The following is a 15606-nucleotide window of genomic DNA, read 5'->3' as shown; positions in this document are numbered from 1 at the left end:
ATTTGTCTGGAAAGGGTGAGTGCCTGGCGCACGCCACATGTTGGAAACGGCTTCCGACGGTCGACGATTTGAGAATGCGAAAGCACATTCTTCTGCTTGACAATTCTATGTGTGATCATAAAGTGTGATCAAAGTTGTTGAGGAGAAACCAGTGGAGGCGGGAAAACGAGCCCGCTTCAGGCATGGGACGGGCGTGTTTTCCCCGCATCCCCCGGGAGGAGAGAATGAAGGTAGCAGTACTAGGTGCAGGCGCCGGAGGGGCGGCCTCGGTTGCGGAGCTGGTTCAGGCGGGGCACGACGTGCATTTCTGGGCGCGGTCGGCGGAAACGCTGGAGCCGCACGTCAAACTCGGCGGCGTCGCTCATGACGGCAAGCTCGGCGAGGGTGTCGCCAGGCCGGCGCTGATCACCACCGACCTCAAGGCGGCGATCACAGGCGTTGATGTCGCGGTGGTGGCTTTGCCCACGTTTTCGCATTCGCCGATTGCAGCAGCGCTCGCCGCTGCAGGCTGGCCTTCGTCCAGCCCCGTCATCCTCAATCCGGGCCACACTGGCGGCGCGCTGGAATTTGCGCAGACTTTCACGCGCAGCGGGCGTGCCGCGCCGGCTGTCGTCGAGTTCTCGACGCTAACCTATGTGGCGCGCAAATATCGGCCGGACGGCGTGAGCGTCTCCGGGCGGGCCAAGCGGCTCAAGGCGGCTGCCCTTAAGGGAGGGGCGGAAGTTCTTGAAATTGCCGGCACGCTCTTTCCGGGCCTCGATCCCGTTGCCGACGTCATCGCCTCGGACCTTTCCAATGTCAACATGGTCCTGCACCCGCCGGGTGCCGTGCTGGCGGCCGCCTGGGTCGAGGCGACGGGCGGCAGTTTCACCTTCTATGTCGATGCCATGACCCCCGGTGTCGCGCGCGTCATGAAGCAGCTTGACGAGGAGCGGCTGGCGGTGGCCAGTGCCTTCGGGCACGAACTGCCGAACCTGATTGAGGAGATGAAGCTTCTCGGCACGGTGGAGGCGGATGTGGTTGACACCAGCGACTACCGGGCAGCGATTGCCGGCGGCGAGGCCAACAAGCGCATCAAGGGCCCGGACTCGCTGGAATACCGTTACTACAAGGAGGATTTCGGCCACGGCCTCCTGCCGTTCCTGGAATTCGCGCGGATCGCCGGCGTTGAGACGCCGGTGGCCCATTCCCTCTACAGTCTGGCGCAGATCGCGGTCGGTGCCAACTATCGCGAGGGCGGCCGTACCGCCGAGGCGATGGGCATTGCAGGGATGAACAAGGATCAGGTGATCGAGAAGGTGAGGGCGAAATGAGCTGGAAGAACACCGTCATCGCGGTCGTCGCCGGGGATGCTCGCGAACAGGAGATCGCTCGCTGCGCTTTGCGGGCCGGCGCGACCGTCCGCGCCTATGGTTTCCCCTGGCCGGACGAAGGCATCGAGGGCGTCTACCACGCCAGGGACGCGGCCGATGCGCTGAGGGGGGCCGATATCGCGCTCTTCCCGATCCCCGGCATCACGGCGGAGGGCGCGTTGTTCGCCCCGAAGTGCCCGGAGAAGATCATTCCGACGCGCGACATGCTCGCGGGCATGAACAAGCCGGGCCACATCATCCTCGGCTGGGCCGATGCCAATCTGAAGGGGCATTGTGAAGCGCTCGGCATCACCCTGCACGAATATGAATGGGACGTCGATCTGATGCTGCTGCGCGGCCCCGCGATTGTCGAAGGCGTGCTCAAGGTGATCATCGAGAACACGCAGATCACCATCCACAAGTCGAACGTCATGCTGGTGGGGCAGGGCACCATCGGCTCTCTGCTGACCAACACGCTGGTGGCGCTCGGCGCACACGTCCATGTCGCGGCACGAAACCCCGTGCAGCGGGCTGCCGCCTATGCGGCCGGCGCACAGTCGCTGACACTGGAGGAGCTGCCCGACTACCTGCCCCGAATGGATATCGTCATCGGCAGTGTCCCGAAACGCCTGATGGGACGTCAACAGCTCGAACTCCTGCCCAAGCATGCGCTTCTGGTGGACGTGGCGGCTCCGCCCGGAACGATCGATCGCGAGACGGCTGGTGAACTGGGGCTGAAGGCCGTCTGGGCCCGGGGCATGGGGGCGCGCGCGCCGATCACCGTCGGACGCAGCCAGTGGACCGGCATCAGCAGGCGCATCGAAGGCATATTGGAGCAAAAGCAATGAAGGCGGATCTGGTTATCAAGAACGCGCGCGTGGTTCGCCACGATGGTGAGTACTTCGGCGGGGTCGCCGTCAAGGCCGGCAAGATCGTGCTGACCGGCGCCGACGAAGTCCTGCCGGACGCCGCCCGCACCATCGATGCCGGGGGCCGGGTGCTGATGCCGGGCCTGATCGATCCGCATTGCCATCTCGGCGTGAAGTTTCCGTTCCCGGAGGACATGCGGACCGAGACGGCCGCCGCTGCCTCCGGCGGCGTAACGACGGCGCTGCTCTATATCCGCAACTTGAAGGAATCCTACCTGCCGTTCTACGAGGAGCGCAAGGCGCTCGGCGAGGAGAATGCGGTCATCGACTTCGGCTTCCACTTCGGCATCCAGCGCGAGGAGCACATCGCCGAGATCCCCGAGATCGTTGCCAAGACCGGCGTAAAATCCTTCAAGTGCTATTTCGGCTATGAGCCCAACAACCCGATCGGCATCGTCCCGGCGACGGATGGCTGGGTCTATGCCGCCATGCGCATCCTGTCGAAGATCCCCGGCGCGGTGATCAACGTGCACTGCGAGAACACCCAGATCGCCTCGTGGATCAAGAAGGAGATCGCTGCGACCGGACGCCAGGACCTCGGCGCCTATACGGAATCGCGACCGGCCTTCTGCGAGGTCGAAACGATCCGGCGCATGATCTTCCTCGCCGAGAAGACCGGTTGCTCCCTGCATCTCGTTCATACGTCGGTCGGCATGGGGCCGGTCCTTGCCGCCGAGGCGCAGGCCCGCGGCATCCATGTCACGGTGGAAACCTGCCCGCACTACCTGACGCGTACCTGCTACGACGACGATCTCGACATGCGCGCGAAGATCTCGCCGCCGCTGCGCGACCGCAACGAACTGGAAGGCCTGTGGGCCGGCATGCTCAACGGCTCGGTCTACAGCCTTGGCACCGACCATGTGCCGTTCCTGCCCAAAAAGCTCGAGGACCTCTGGACGGAGTTCCCCGGTGTCGTCAGCTTCCCGTGGGAGCTGTCGCTGATGCTGCACTTCGGTGTGCACCAGCGCGGGCTGCCGCTCAGCCGCCTGGTCGAACTGAATTCGTTCAATCCGGCGCGTCGGTTCGGCCTCTGGCCGCGCAAGGGCCATATCGACGTCGGCTTCGACGCGGACCTCGTTCTGGTCGATCTCGACGAGGAGCGCACGGTCGAGCACACGGGCAAGGGCACCTGCATCTATGAGGGCTGGACGCTGAAGGGTTGGCCGGTGATGACGGTCGCGCGCGGCGAAGTCGTCTATGAAAACGGCGCGGTCGATGAACGGCACTACGGCCGCGGCCGTTGCGTGACCGTGCCGGCATGACCATGGCGATCCCCGACCATCTCGACCTCGCCGGTCGCATCCCGTTGACACCGGCACGGCTGCCGGTGCGCGAGGCCGTTGCCAGGATCGCCGGCCGAAAGGCGTCGATCCGCCAGGAGAGACTGTCGGGGATCCACAATCCCTGGGGGCACGGCATCGCCCTGACTGATCCGTGGGCCTTCCTCGAACTGTGCGAAAGCGATCGTGTCGTTGAAGCGGCAAGGAGCGTACTTGGCGCCGACATCATCCTCTGGGACAGCGAGTTGTTCGCCGAGGCGGGCCGATACCGCGCCTTTCTGGATCAGCACCGGGAAGGCCGGTACTGGCCGGTCGCGCCGCTCGCCGGCGTCGTGGTGCTCGTGCCCATCGCCGGAGAAAATCCTGTTCCGCGGGCCGTGTCGCTCGAGGCGATGGGTCCCGCGGCGCTTTGCGGCCTTGCGGATGCAGAACCGCTTTACGTGATCCGGCTGATGCCGGCGACGAGCCGCTTCGTGCGTGATCCCGCGCACCCCGCCAACCGGGCCTGCATGGAAGAGCAGGTCCTGGTGAACTATTCGAACCGCCCGCTCTGGCTGCTTTCGGGCGCCGACCGGGCCAACAATGATCTGGTTTCGGGCTTTGCGTCCGCCGTGCCCGTCTGGGCCTCCGGCGCCATGCCCGCTGAAAGAGAGGAGACATAGAATGCCATTCGTCGTCGTCGAAATGTGGGAGGGGCGCACCGTCGAGCAGAAGCGCAACCTCGTGAAGGCCATCACCAAGGCCATGGTCGAAGAGGCCGCCTGCAAGCCGGACCACCTGCATGTGGTGATCCACGAAACGCCCAAGGATAGCTGGGGGCGCGGCGGCGTGCTCGGCATCGACATGGTGGAGCACAAGTGATGATCCTGGAAACCCTCGACTATCGCAAGTCGGCGCTTCTGGTCATCGACCTGCAGAATGCCTTCATTCACGAGCAGGGGACTCTGGGCGTTTCCGGCGTCGATACCAAGCGCCTCTCCTCCATCGTGCCGCCGCTGGCCAAGCTCATCAAGCGCTGCCAGGACACGGGCATCCCCGTCATCTGGACGATGCAGGAGCATTTTGCGATCGACCACAATCGAGCCAAGAAGAAGCTGCTCGGCCATACTGCGCGCCGCAAGCGCGTTTCTGCGCTCGCCGGGACCTGGGACGAGCAGATCATCGACGAGCTGAAGGACCTTGCGGATTTCGATCCGGCCTTCGTCATTCGCAAGCATCGTTTCGGCGCGTTCTACGAGACGCGTCTCGAGATGATGCTGAAGATGCTGGGCACCCAGCATCTCTTCGTCGCCGGGGCGACCACCAATGCCTGCGTGGAAACCTCCATTCGCGAAGCCTATCTGCGCGATCTCGATGTCATTGCGGTCGATGACTGCATTTCGGGGGTGAATGCCGATTGGGAGGCGACGGCCAAGCAGGTTTGGAAGCAGTATTTCTGCGAGATTGCTCCTTCGTCCGAGGTGCTCGACTGGATTGGCGAACAGGTCAAGCCGCGGGTGACGAACTACGGCCACCAGTTGATCATGGTCGACGATATCGTCACGTCGGTCGATTTCTACACGAACCTGCTCGGCTTCACGATCCGTCCGGCCAAGCCGCTTGCCGACGGCCGCCCGTTCACCGCCTTCCATCAGGGTATCGCCCTCATCCACGGCAAGACGTCTGAACATCGCCAGCTCGACCATATCGCCTTCGAGGTCAACGATGTGCGCGCCATGGATGCGAAGCTGAGGAGAGCCGGCGTCCGCTACTTTACCGACCTTCACGACGGCCCCTATGGTCTGACGATCTACATCGCCGACCCTGATGGTACGAAGGTGGAGCTTTATCAGGTCGGTGCGACGGCCTGATCTGCTTGAAGGCGATCGGAATGTTTTGGGAAACCTCGCCTGACCGGGCGGGGTTTTCTTTTGGCAGGACCGGCGCTTCAGCCGGGCGCCAATCCCTCCAGTGCATCAAGCTCCGTATAGGCGGGAAGGGGCGTGGAGATCGGCGAGCCGTTTCGGATGACGATGCGGTTGCTCTCCGCCCGGGAGAGGACTTCCGACCAGGAGCGCCCCTCGAAAAGGATCAGGTCGGCTGGTTGCTCCGCTGCAATGACGCCGTGGCCGTCGAGGCGCATGACCTGCGCCGGTGTCGTGCAAACCGTCCGAATCCAGTCGCCATGGGGATGATCGAGATGGAGGGCGCGCGTGCCGAGGCGGAACGTCTCGAGCATGTCCAGATCCCCGTAGGCGTTGAACGGGTCGCGCGTGTTGTCCGAGGCGAGTGCAACGGCTATCCCGCGCCGCTTCATTTCATGCAGGAGGGTGACGCCACGCCAGCGCGGCGTCGTGCCGTCGGTTCTGCGGTCCTGAAGGTAGAGGTTGCAGGTCGGCAGCGCCACGACGTTGATGCCGGCCGCCGCGACCTTGTCGAGCGTCGCGTCGACGACTGAGGGTTCTTGCATGGCCAGAGAGCAGCAGTGCCCGACCGTTATCTTCTTTTCGAAGGACGAGCGCAGGGCCGTTTCGGCGATGCGGCGCAGCGCGTCGGCGGCCGGATCGGCGGTCTCGTCGGCATGGAAGTCGAGGTCGAGGCCGTATTGTGAGGCGGCGTGGAACATCCGGTCGAGCAGATGATCGATATCGGGTACCGGGTAGGCGACGGCACCGAGGATCCCTCCGGCATTGGCGACACGCTCGGCGATATCGCGCAGGAACGTATCGTCCCGTGCCATGTCGATCGGGAACAGGCAGGCCCCCTGCAACGCGATGCGCCCGTGCCAATGCTGGCGGAGTTCCGTGAACAGGGGCCAGGAGATTCTGCCCTGCGGTGGCTGTGAATCGAGATGCGTGCGGATGGCCGATGTGCCGTAGTGAAAGGCGGAGCGGAGGGCGAAGTCGATGCGCTTGCCGAGGTCGTCGGCTGACCATCGCGCCGTGCGGTCGCTGCGCGTCGCCGCCAGCGCGCCGTCGAACGTGCCGTCTGCCGCGGGCGTGCGCGGCAGGATATGGCCCTTGTCGAGATGCGTATGGCAATCGACGAGAGTCGGCAGCGCGACACGCCCGCCAGCGTCGATCGATGGCAGATCTGCGTTGCCGGCGGCAAGGATGTGAGGTTGCGCGGGCGTGATTGCTAATATTCTACCGTTCTCTACATTCACATCAGCGAGGAAGAATGCATTGCCCGCCGCAGTGGCAGCGTCCGTCCTCGTGGTCGCCGTATGAAGCCTCACGTTGCGCAGCACATAGCGGCCGAGGTTGGCGGTACGGTCTAGATGGGCGCGCAGGGCAGATTGGTCGGAAACGGTCGCAGCCATGTCTCATTCTCCCATTGGAGTGTCAGACGACTTTTCCTCCGCGGCGTCTGTCGAATGGTCGGACAGTTAACGGTTGCCGTCTGATGAAAAGTCGTTTATTGATCACAATGTGAGATCACAAATTCCACCTGTCAATCCCTGAGACGGGTTGGTGTGGCGGGGTTGGCCTTCGGGCGGATCGCAGATTTTAGACGAGATGACGGAGTCTGAAGACAAGATGCCGATCAAGAAGCCGGAAAACGAGGCCAACAGCGACGCTGCCGAAAAGCCGGCGCGCGGCCATGTCCATGAACATGTTCTTCGCTACATGCGCCGCGGCCTCATGGTTGGCGCTTTCCTGCCGGGGCAGGTGATGAGCCTGCGCAAGCTGGCTGTCGGGCTCGGCACCAGCCCGATGCCGGTGCGCGAAGTGCTCAGCCGTCTCGTCGCCGCCAACGCTCTGGAGGAGACCAAGGGCGGTTCGGTCCGCGTGCCGAGGTTGCGGCCCGAAAAGCTGACCGAGCTGTTCACGATCCGGGAGATGCTGGAGGGCATGGCGACAGAGCTTGCCGTAAAGAAGGCCCCAGCGGGATTGGCGGACGAGCTGTCAGCGATCAACAAGCAGCTTCTGGTGGCCATCGAAAAACGCGACATCCTGAACTGCCTTTCATCCAACCAGAAATTCCACTTCACGCTCTACCACGCGGCGGACAGCGAGGTCCTGATGCCGCTGATTGAGTCGTTGTGGCTGCAGTTCGGGCCGACCATGTACATGTCGCTGCTGATCCCCTCGATGCCGTGGAATGCATCGGACCACCAGAGCATTCTGGCGGCCCTGAAGGACAAGAACGCCGCGGCGGCCAAGAAGGGCATTGTCCACGACATCCGCACCACCTGCAAGGCCCTGGTGAGCGTCGCCGGCCCGCAGGGGCTGGAGCTACCCTTCGCGCATGGGCCGGAGCTGCAATTCGACTACTGACACACTGCCGGGAGGAGCGCATCGTGGTAGGGAAGATCGACGAAAAACTGGCAAGCCTGGGCATCGTACTGCCGGCGACGACGGCGCCGCTCGCCAACTATGTGCCGGCGCGCCGCCATGGCAGCCAGGTCTATATTTCCGGCCAGGTGCCGGGCGAGGGTGGCAAGGACAAGTTCACCGGCAAGCTTGGTTCCGACTTCTCGGTCGAGGATGGCCAAGCGGCGGCGCGCCTGTGCGCCGTGAACATTCTTGCCCAGCTCAAGGCGGCGCTGGACGGTGATCTTGATCGCGTTGTCGGCGTGATCCGGCTGGGCGGATTCGTCAATGCCGAGCCGGATTTCAAGGACCATCCGAAAGTCATCAATGGCGCATCCGATCTGATGGTCGAGGTTTTCGGTGAGGCGGGGCGCCATGCCCGCGCAGCCGTCGGCTGTTATTCGCTGCCGCGCAATGTGCCGGTGGAGATCGACGCGATCTTCGAGGTGGTCTGACCATGCAACCCGCTGCCTCCGCCCAGGATGATCGCATTCCCGTGCATGTCCTGACGGGCTTTCTCGGCAGCGGCAAGACCACCTTTCTTCGCCATCTGCTGGGCGAACCGGATTTCGCCGATACCGCCGTCGTGATCAATGAGTTCGGCGAGGTCGGCCTTGATCACCTCCTGGTGCGCGAAGTGTCGGAAGATGCCGTGCTCTTGTCCTCGGGCTGTCTGTGCTGCGCCGTACGGGACGATCTGGTCTCGACGCTTGCCGATATGTTCGAGATGGTGCGCCGTGGGGAGGTGGAGCCATTTCGCCGCGTCGTCGTCGAGACGACGGGGCTTGCCGATCCTGCGCCGATCATGCAGGCGGTGATGAGTGACCTGCGGTTGCGGCGTGGCTACCGTGCAGGCACGATCGTTTCTACGGTCGATGGGGTCGGTGGCGCAGGCACGATCGCCCGCTTCGCCGAAGCCGTCCAGCAGGTGGCGCTGGCCGATCGCGTCGTGGTGACGAAGTCCGATCTCGCCGAGCCCTGGCGGCTCGATGCGCTCCGCAATGATATCGCTGCGATCAATCCGACGGTCGGCCAACTCGTTTCCAGCAAGGCGAAGATGCCGGGCGCCGGCGCGCTTTTCGAGAGGGCGGGGGACGAACGCCCACGTTATCTCGACGTTTCCGACCAGCTACTTTACGGCCGACACAGTGCCGGCGTCGAGACCTTCGTCGTCGACGTCGCGGCTGCCGTGGATTGGCCGGCCTTCGTCGATTGGCTGGAATTGTTGCTCGCCAGTCGCGGTCAGTCCATTCTGCGGGTCAAGGGCCTCTTGTCCGTCGCGGGCGATCCTCGCCCCGTGGTCATTCACGGGGTCCAGCACGTCGTCTACCCGCCCGAATATCTGCCACGCTGGCCGGATGGCGTTTCGGGCGGATGGCTGGTGTTCATAGCCAGGGATCTCAGCCGTTCGGCCATTGAGAACGCGTTGTCGAGCATTTTCGCCTCGACATCCTGACGTGAAAAATGGCCTCGTGGAGGTCCCGCTGGCGGAGGCCGGCAACATGCATCACACTCCCGCAACGGAGGGTGGTGATGGCGACGTTCGGTTAAAATTTCCAAGCGATTTCCGTATATTGAAGGATATGCGAGGCTGCCGCCCGTGCGTGTGCCTCATCGGGAGCATCATGCGATTTCTCGCAGATTCTTTACTTGACAATCCCAATGTGTGATCACACTATGAGATCAAGAATTGAGCAAATGGGTAGGAGGCCCTGGCTCAGTTCCTGGGGAATGAATGAGGCAGGAAGCCAACAGGGCGCCAGCGGGCGTCCGCTAGGGAGGAGTGAAATGATGCATGTCAGACGTGTCATTCGCGGAGCCGCACTCGTCGCGACGACCGCTATCGCCACGCTTGTGGCCATCCAGGGTGCAATGGCCGAGGAAGTGAAGGTCCGCTTCAGCTGGAAGCTGAAGGGCGAGTACGGTTTCTTCTATCTCGGTGAACAGAAAGGCATCTACAAGGATGCTGGTGTCACCCTCAAGCTTGGCGAAGGCGCCGGCTCGCAGGCAGCACTTGGTTCGCTGATCCAGGGCCAGGAGGATGTTGTCATCCTGCCGGGCATCTTTGCCATTTCCGCCATCCAGAAGGGGATGCCGGTCAAGATCATCGCACTCTACCAGCCGGAGTCGCCGATTGCGCTCATCTCGCACGCAGAAAAGGCGGTGAAGACGCCGAAGGACTTGGAAGGCAAGACCATCGCGCATGCGGTCGGTGAGACCGGCACGTCCTATCTCAACGCCTTCTGTGAAATCAACCAGGTGGATTGCAGCAAGGTCTCGAAGGTCCAGATGGATTCCCAGTCCCGCGTCCCACAGTTCCTGCAGGGCCAGGTTGACGTGGTCAGCGTCTACAAGACCAACGACCTGCCCGTGCTCGAAGACAAGACCGGCCAGACTTTCCCCACGCTTGACATGGCCGAATACGGCCTTGCCATTCCCGGCATGGCGGTGGTGGCGAGTGATGCCGGCATTGCCGAAAAGGCGACAGCGCTGAAGAGCTTCCTTGCAGCCAATGCCAAGGCGATCGAGATGACGCGGAGCGATCCGGCCGCGGCCACCGCAGCCCTCAAGGCTGTCTGGCAGGCCGGCCCCTCGGACAAGGTCGTCCAGCGGCAGATCGAGGCGACATCGGCATCGATCCACGCACCGTCGAGCGGCACGCCCGTCGGCTGGGTCGACGAGAAGGCAATCGGCGATGCGCTGAAACTCGTCGGCAGCACCGAGGAGATCGGCGATCCCAAGCCGGCATCGACCTTCTTTACCAACGAACTTCTGACGCAGTGAGGCTAAGGTGGCGAGCACGAATGTATTCGGCGCCGATCGCGCCCAGTCAAAACAGGATAAGATCATGCGCAGGAAAAAATCGCGGGGGTCGTGGCTTGAACGCTATTCGGCGATCATTCTCGCAACCGTATTGCTTGCGGCCTGGCAGATCCTGGTTCCGCTTTCCGGACTTTCGGAATTCGTCCTGCCGACGCCGGTGGCAATTGCGACGCGTATCGTCAACGAGCTTCCTCTGCTCGCCAGCCATGCCTACGTGACCCTGTTCGAAGTCGTTTCCGGATTTGCGATGGGCGTGCTCGTCGGCATTCCTCTGGCGCTCGCGATCTTCTACTCGCGCGCATTCGAGCGTGCCATCTATCCGATCCTGGTCGCGCTTCAGACCGTGCCGAAGGTGGCGCTGGCGCCACTGCTGGTGCTGTATCTGGGTTATGGCTGGGCCCCGAAGATCACGCTCGCCTTTCTGATCTCCTTCTTTCCTATCGTCATCTCGACGGTGGTGGGGCTCCAGGCGCTGGACAAAAACCTCGTCAACCTCGTCCGCTCCATGGGCGCCAGCGAATGGCAGACTTTCTTCAAGGTGCGTCTGCCGGCGGCACTGCCGAACATCTTCGGCGGCTTCAAGGTGGCGGTGTCGCTTGCCGTGATCGGGGCGGTCATCGGCGAATACGTCGCCGCCGAACGCGGCCTCGGCTACCTGCAGCTCCAGGCCAATTCGCTGTTCGATACCACGCTGAATTTCGCGACTGTCGTTGCCATCTCCGGCCTGGGCGTGATGCTCTATTTCGTCATCGATTTCGTCGAAAGCCGCGTCACCTACAAGCGCGACACCAAGTAGGGCCACCCTCTGGGCGGTCCGAAGTAAAGAAGATTCAGTGAGGTAGTCCCATGAATGCTATTGTCCAGGCGGGTGCGGCGGTCGACATCTCCCGGCTCTCGAAAATCTACAAGACGCGTGAAGACGAAGATGTCGTAGCGCTCGAAAAGATCGACCTCAAATTCGAGCCCGGCACCTTTGTTGCCGTGGTCGGCCCGAGCGGCTGCGGCAAGAGCACGCTTCTGTCGCTGCTGGCTGGCCTGACGGGCGCATCGACTGGTACGATCGCCATCGATGGGGAGACCATCGTCAAGCCGCATCCCAAGATCGGTGTCGTCTTCCAGTCCGACCTTCTTCTCTATTGGCGCACCGTACTTGAAAACATCCTGCTGCCCATCGAGATCAAACGGCTCGATGTCGCGCGATACCGCAGCCGTGCAGAGGAACTGCTGGCCCAGGTGGGGCTCGAAGGGTTCGGCAACAAATACCCCTCGGAACTGTCCGGCGGCATGCGCCAGCGCGTGGCGATCTGCCGTGCGCTGATCCAGGAGCCCGGCCTCCTGCTCATGGACGAGCCGTTCGGCGCGCTCGATGCGCTGACGCGCGAACAGATGATCATGGATCTCCAGTCGATGTGGATGCGGCTCGGCAACACGGTGCTCTTCATCACACACGGCATCGACGAGGCGGTGTTCCTGGCGGACCGCGTTTTGGTCATGTCGCCTCGCCCGGGCCGCGTCGACCTTGATCTCAACATCGATATGCCCCGTCCCCGCCAGTGGAGCCGGATACACGAGAACAAGGACTATCACGGCTATGTCCGCAAGATTCGCGATATCTTCGAGGCCAAGGGCATTCTGGTCGCCCACTAGGGCGCGCCGGTAGGAGCAAGTCTCGGTGACCTTGTGTGCCGCGTTTTCGCGCGCACAGGGTCGCAGCATCGCCGGTGAACGCCGTATCGCGGGAGAACGTCTCCACTGCGCGTTCCCCTCTCGGCGATTTTTCGAAATACACGCGTACATCAGAGGGCCGGCCCTGCCGGAAAGTGAAATGGGACAGAAGGTTGGAGCTCTCAAGGAGCTGGCCATTGGAGAGCTGCGCGTTGCGCTGACGCCCGATAGCGCGGTTCAACTGGCAAAGCTGGGGCATACGTGTTTTGTCGAAGCGGGTGCGGGGCTTGGGGCAGGTCTATCGGACGATGCCTACCGCGCCGCGGGCGTGACGGTGGTCGACAGTGCGGCGGCGCTGGTCGCGGCGTGCGATGTCATCGTCAAGGTCCGTCCGCCTTTGAACGGAGAGATCGAGCTTCTGTCCGCGGGCCAGACGCTGATCTCGTTCTTCTATCCTGGCCAGAACGGCGAACTGCTGGATCAGGCCCGGGCGAAGGGTGCAAACGTCATCGCCATGGACATGGTGCCACGCATCTCGCGCGCCCAGAAGATGGATGCGCTGTCGTCGATGGCCAACATCGCCGGCTACCGCGCGGTGATAGAGGCCGGCAACAATTTCGGCCGTTTCTTCACCGGCCAGATCACGGCCGCCGGCAAGGTGCCACCGGCCAAGGTTCTTGTCATCGGCGCGGGCGTCGCGGGCCTTGCGGCGATCGGTGTTGCGACCTCGCTTGGCGCGCAGACCTATGCCTTCGACGTGCGCCCGGAAGTGGCCGAACAGATCGAGAGTATGGGCGCGGAATTCGTCTATCTCGACTTCGATGGTGGTGCGCAGGACGGCGCGGCGACCGGCGGTTATGCCGCCCCGTCCTCGCCGGAGTTCCGCGAGAAGCAGCTTGCCAAGTTCCGTGAGCTAGCCCCGAAGGTGGACATCGTCATCACGACGGCGCTGATACCCGGCCGCGATGCGCCGAAACTGTGGTTGGCCGACATGGTTGCTGCGATGAAGCCGGGCTCCGTGGTCGTCGATCTTGCGGCCGAGCGTGGCGGCAATTGCGACCTGACGGTCGCTGACCAGAAGATCGTCTCGGACAACGGTGTCACCGTCATCGGTTACACGGACTTTCCGAGCCGCATGGCAGCGCAGTCCTCGGCGCTCTATGCCACCAACATTCGCCACATGCTGGCCGACCTGACGCCGGGCAAGGACGGCAGGATCGTCCACAACATGGAAGACGATGTCATCCGCGGGGCGACCGTTGCCTTCGAGGGCACGATCACCTTCCCGCCGCCGCCGCCGAAGATCGCGGCGATCGCTGCGCAGAAGCCGAAGGAAAAAGTCAAGGAACTAACGCCGGAGGAAAAGCGCGCGGCCGAAACCGCCGCCGTCAAGGCCGAGACGAAGAGCCAGCTTGCGCTGCTCGTCGCCGGCACGACGCTGCTGCTCATCGTCGGGGCCTTCGCACCATCGGCCTTCATGAGCCACTTCATCGTCTTCGTGCTCGCCTGCTTCGTGGGCTTCCAGGTCATCTGGAACGTCTCACATTCGCTGCACACGCCGCTGATGGCCGTTACCAACGCGGTCTCGGGCATCATCATCCTTGGCGCGCTGCTGCAGATCGGCTCCGGCAGCCTGCTGGTGGTGGTGCTTTCGGCGTTGTCCGTACTGATCGCCACGATCAACATTGTCGGCGGCTTCCTCGTCACCCGGCGCATGCTCGCCATGTTCCAGAAATCCTGATCGCGCAAGGGTCCTCATCATGACGATCGGTATCGTTTCGGCCGCGTATATTGCGGCAGCCATTCTCTTCATCCTCTCCCTCGGCGGGCTCTCCGGCCAGGAAAGCGCCAAGCGCGCCGTCTGGTACGGCATTGTGGGCATGGGCCTTGCCGTCATCGCCACGGTCTTCGGACCCGATGTCGGCAACTGGTTCGTCATCGTGCTGATGATATCAGGCGGCGCGGTGCTCGGCGCCTTCGTCGCCTCCCGCGTGCAGATGACGGAAATGCCGCAGCTCGTTGCGGCGCTGCACTCTTTCGTCGGTCTCGCTGCCGTCTTCATCGGTTTCAACGCGCATCTGGAGGCGGCGCATGTCGCGAGCCTTGACGAGGCCGGACGCTCCGCACTGACGGGTTTTGCAGCCATCCTCGCCCACAAGGAACCCGTTGAGCTGTCGATCATGAAGGCCGAGGTGTTCCTCGGTGTCTTCATCGGTGCGGTCACCTTCACCGGCTCGGTCGTCGCCTTCGGCAAGCTGGCCGGAAAGGTGGATGGCAAGGCCAGGAAACTGCCGGGCGGCCATGTGCTCAACGCTGGTGCCGCGCTGCTCTCGCTCGTCCTGCTCGTGCTCTATGTCCAAGGTGCCGATGCGTGGACACTCATCGTGATGACGCTCGCCGCCTTCTTCATCGGTTACCATCTGATCATGGGCATCGGCGGCGCCGACATGCCGGTGGTCGTTTCCATGCTGAACAGCTATTCCGGCTGGGCCGCCGCCGCCATCGGCTTCACGCTCGGCAACGATCTCTTGATCGTCACCGGCGCGTTGGTCGGCTCGTCGGGTGCGATCCTCTCCTACATCATGTGCAAGGCGATGAACCGCTCCTTCGTCTCCGTCATCCTCGGCGGCTTTGGTGCGGCGACGGGTCCGGCGATGGAGATCACCGGCGAGCAGATCGCCATCGATGCCGAGGGCGTGGTCGCTGCGCTCAACGAGGCTGACAGCATCGTTATCGTGCCGGGCTACGGCATGGCGGTGGCGCAGGCCCAGCAGTCGGTCTCGGAACTGACGCGCAAGCTGCGAGCCGCCGGCAAGACCGTACGCTTTGCCATCCATCCCGTTGCCGGCCGTCTGCCAGGCCACATGAACGTGCTGCTTGCCGAAGCCAAGGTGCCCTACGACATCGTTCTGGAAATGGACGAGATCAACGAGGACTTCCCGGACACGGATGTCGTGATCGTCATTGGCTCCAACGACATCGTCTACCCGGCCGCCCAGGAGGATCCCAACTCGCCGATATCGGGCATGCCGGTCCTCGAGGTCTGGAAGGCCAAGCAGGTGTTCGTGTCCAAGCGCGGCCAGGGCACGGGCTATTCCGGCATCGAGAACCCGCTGTTCTTCAAGGACAACACCCGTATGTTCTACGGTGACGCCAAGAAGAGCATCGATCAGCTCCTGCCGGCGCTGGCATAGCACAAGGACGGGGACGCCCAGCGGAAGGAGGAGGTCTGCATTCGCTGGGAACCTATATGGTTCGGCGA

Annotated in this window: 15 protein-coding genes; 14 read left to right on the top strand and 1 reads right to left on the bottom strand. The window is 63.1% G+C overall.

Annotated elements, in window-relative coordinates:
- Window positions 1-224: 224 nt before the first annotated feature.
- Genes AKG11_RS24925 through AKG11_RS24900 form a run of 6 tightly spaced genes read left to right on the top strand, consistent with a single transcriptional unit; the run spans window position 225 to window position 5411 of the window.
- A complete protein-coding gene (locus AKG11_RS24925; RefSeq protein ID WP_023512516.1) occupies window positions 225-1313 on the top strand; it encodes an NAD/NADP octopine/nopaline dehydrogenase family protein in 1089 nt (362 codons plus the stop codon).
- A complete protein-coding gene (locus AKG11_RS24920) occupies window positions 1310-2200 on the top strand; it encodes a dipicolinate synthase subunit DpsA (protein WP_050745865.1) in 891 nt (296 codons plus the stop codon). Before AKG11_RS24925 ends, AKG11_RS24920 begins: the two co-directional genes overlap by 4 nt.
- A complete protein-coding gene (locus AKG11_RS24915; protein ID WP_050745864.1) occupies window positions 2197-3543 on the top strand; it encodes a dihydroorotase in 1347 nt (448 codons plus the stop codon). The genes AKG11_RS24920 and AKG11_RS24915 overlap by 4 nt, the downstream gene beginning before the upstream one ends.
- Entirely contained in the window at window positions 3522-4223 is a 702-nt protein-coding gene (locus AKG11_RS24910) for a resolvase (RefSeq protein WP_245290195.1), read from the top strand. Before AKG11_RS24915 ends, AKG11_RS24910 begins: the two co-directional genes overlap by 22 nt.
- A 1-nt stretch (window position 4224) precedes the next feature.
- Entirely contained in the window at window positions 4225-4422 is a 198-nt protein-coding gene (locus AKG11_RS24905; protein ID WP_018431063.1) for a 2-hydroxymuconate tautomerase, read from the top strand.
- Window positions 4422-5411, top strand: a complete 990-nt coding sequence (locus AKG11_RS24900) for an isochorismatase family protein (protein WP_050745863.1) — start codon at window positions 4422-4424, stop codon at window positions 5409-5411. The genes AKG11_RS24905 and AKG11_RS24900 overlap by 1 nt, the downstream gene beginning before the upstream one ends.
- A 77-nt stretch (window positions 5412-5488) precedes the next feature.
- On the opposite strand, the gene AKG11_RS24895 is transcribed toward AKG11_RS24900, so the two are convergent.
- Window positions 5489-6862 carry a cytosine deaminase gene (locus AKG11_RS24895; protein ID WP_082342639.1) on the bottom strand — a complete coding sequence of 458 codons (1374 nt, stop codon included), beginning with the start codon at window positions 6860-6862 and terminating at the stop codon, window positions 5489-5491.
- 151 nt (window positions 6863-7013) lie between these two features.
- Here AKG11_RS24895 and AKG11_RS24890 point away from each other — a divergent pair, with 151 nt between their 5' ends.
- From AKG11_RS24890 to AKG11_RS24855, 8 genes are all read left to right on the top strand, one after another.
- Window positions 7014-7820: a GntR family transcriptional regulator gene (locus tag AKG11_RS24890; protein ID WP_023512510.1), complete on the top strand. Its 807-nt coding sequence runs from the start codon at window positions 7014-7016 to the stop codon at window positions 7818-7820.
- A 23-nt stretch (window positions 7821-7843) separates the two neighbouring features.
- The gene (locus AKG11_RS24885; RefSeq protein ID WP_050745862.1) at window positions 7844-8311 is read left to right on the top strand and encodes a RidA family protein; all 468 of its coding nucleotides are present in this window, start codon (window positions 7844-7846) and stop codon (window positions 8309-8311) included.
- A gap of 2 nt (window positions 8312-8313) precedes the next feature.
- A complete protein-coding gene (locus AKG11_RS24880) occupies window positions 8314-9312 on the top strand; it encodes a CobW family GTP-binding protein (RefSeq protein ID WP_050745861.1) in 999 nt (332 codons plus the stop codon).
- A 332-nt stretch (window positions 9313-9644) separates the two neighbouring features.
- Window positions 9645-10640 carry an ABC transporter substrate-binding protein gene (locus AKG11_RS24875; protein WP_050745860.1) on the top strand — a complete coding sequence of 332 codons (996 nt, stop codon included), beginning with the start codon at window positions 9645-9647 and terminating at the stop codon, window positions 10638-10640.
- 64 nt (window positions 10641-10704) lie between these two features.
- The gene (locus AKG11_RS24870; RefSeq protein WP_024270775.1) at window positions 10705-11475 is read left to right on the top strand and encodes an ABC transporter permease; all 771 of its coding nucleotides are present in this window, start codon (window positions 10705-10707) and stop codon (window positions 11473-11475) included.
- Window positions 11476-11525: 50 nt separating this feature from the next.
- Window positions 11526-12326 carry an ABC transporter ATP-binding protein gene (locus tag AKG11_RS24865; protein WP_024270776.1) on the top strand — a complete coding sequence of 267 codons (801 nt, stop codon included), beginning with the start codon at window positions 11526-11528 and terminating at the stop codon, window positions 12324-12326.
- Window positions 12327-12504: 178 nt separating this feature from the next.
- Complete coding sequence (locus AKG11_RS24860) at window positions 12505-14085, top strand: Re/Si-specific NAD(P)(+) transhydrogenase subunit alpha (protein WP_050745859.1); 1581 nt, start codon at window positions 12505-12507, stop codon at window positions 14083-14085.
- A gap of 19 nt (window positions 14086-14104) precedes the next feature.
- A complete protein-coding gene (locus AKG11_RS24855; RefSeq protein WP_050745858.1) occupies window positions 14105-15538 on the top strand; it encodes an NAD(P)(+) transhydrogenase (Re/Si-specific) subunit beta in 1434 nt (477 codons plus the stop codon).
- Window positions 15539-15606 lie beyond the last annotated feature (68 nt).

The organism is Shinella sp. SUS2, from assembly GCF_001262505.1.
Lineage (GTDB): Bacteria > Pseudomonadota > Alphaproteobacteria > Rhizobiales > Rhizobiaceae > Shinella.
This window is presented reverse-complemented; position numbering and strand designations above follow the sequence as displayed.

Excerpts from the sequence above, each read along its gene's own strand:
- AKG11_RS24900 (WP_050745863.1), top strand. The coding sequence starts at position 4,422 with ATGATCCTGGAAACCCTCGACTATCGCAAGTCGGCGCTTCTGGTCATC.
- AKG11_RS24875 (WP_050745860.1), top strand. The coding sequence starts at position 9,645 with ATGATGCATGTCAGACGTGTCATTCGCGGAGCCGCACTCGTCGCGACG.
- AKG11_RS24860 (WP_050745859.1), top strand. The coding sequence starts at position 12,505 with ATGGGACAGAAGGTTGGAGCTCTCAAGGAGCTGGCCATTGGAGAGCTG.
- AKG11_RS24920 (WP_050745865.1), top strand. The coding sequence starts at position 1,310 with ATGAGCTGGAAGAACACCGTCATCGCGGTCGTCGCCGGGGATGCTCGC.
- AKG11_RS24915 (WP_050745864.1), top strand. The coding sequence starts at position 2,197 with ATGAAGGCGGATCTGGTTATCAAGAACGCGCGCGTGGTTCGCCACGAT.
- AKG11_RS24870 (WP_024270775.1), top strand. The coding sequence starts at position 10,705 with ATGCGCAGGAAAAAATCGCGGGGGTCGTGGCTTGAACGCTATTCGGCG.
- AKG11_RS24895 (WP_082342639.1), bottom strand. The coding sequence starts at position 6,862 with ATGGCTGCGACCGTTTCCGACCAATCTGCCCTGCGCGCCCATCTAGAC.
- AKG11_RS24925 (WP_023512516.1), top strand. The coding sequence starts at position 225 with ATGAAGGTAGCAGTACTAGGTGCAGGCGCCGGAGGGGCGGCCTCGGTT.
- AKG11_RS24880 (WP_050745861.1), top strand. The coding sequence starts at position 8,314 with ATGCAACCCGCTGCCTCCGCCCAGGATGATCGCATTCCCGTGCATGTC.
- AKG11_RS24905 (WP_018431063.1), top strand. The coding sequence starts at position 4,225 with ATGCCATTCGTCGTCGTCGAAATGTGGGAGGGGCGCACCGTCGAGCAG.
- AKG11_RS24855 (WP_050745858.1), top strand. The coding sequence starts at position 14,105 with ATGACGATCGGTATCGTTTCGGCCGCGTATATTGCGGCAGCCATTCTC.
- AKG11_RS24865 (WP_024270776.1), top strand. The coding sequence starts at position 11,526 with ATGAATGCTATTGTCCAGGCGGGTGCGGCGGTCGACATCTCCCGGCTC.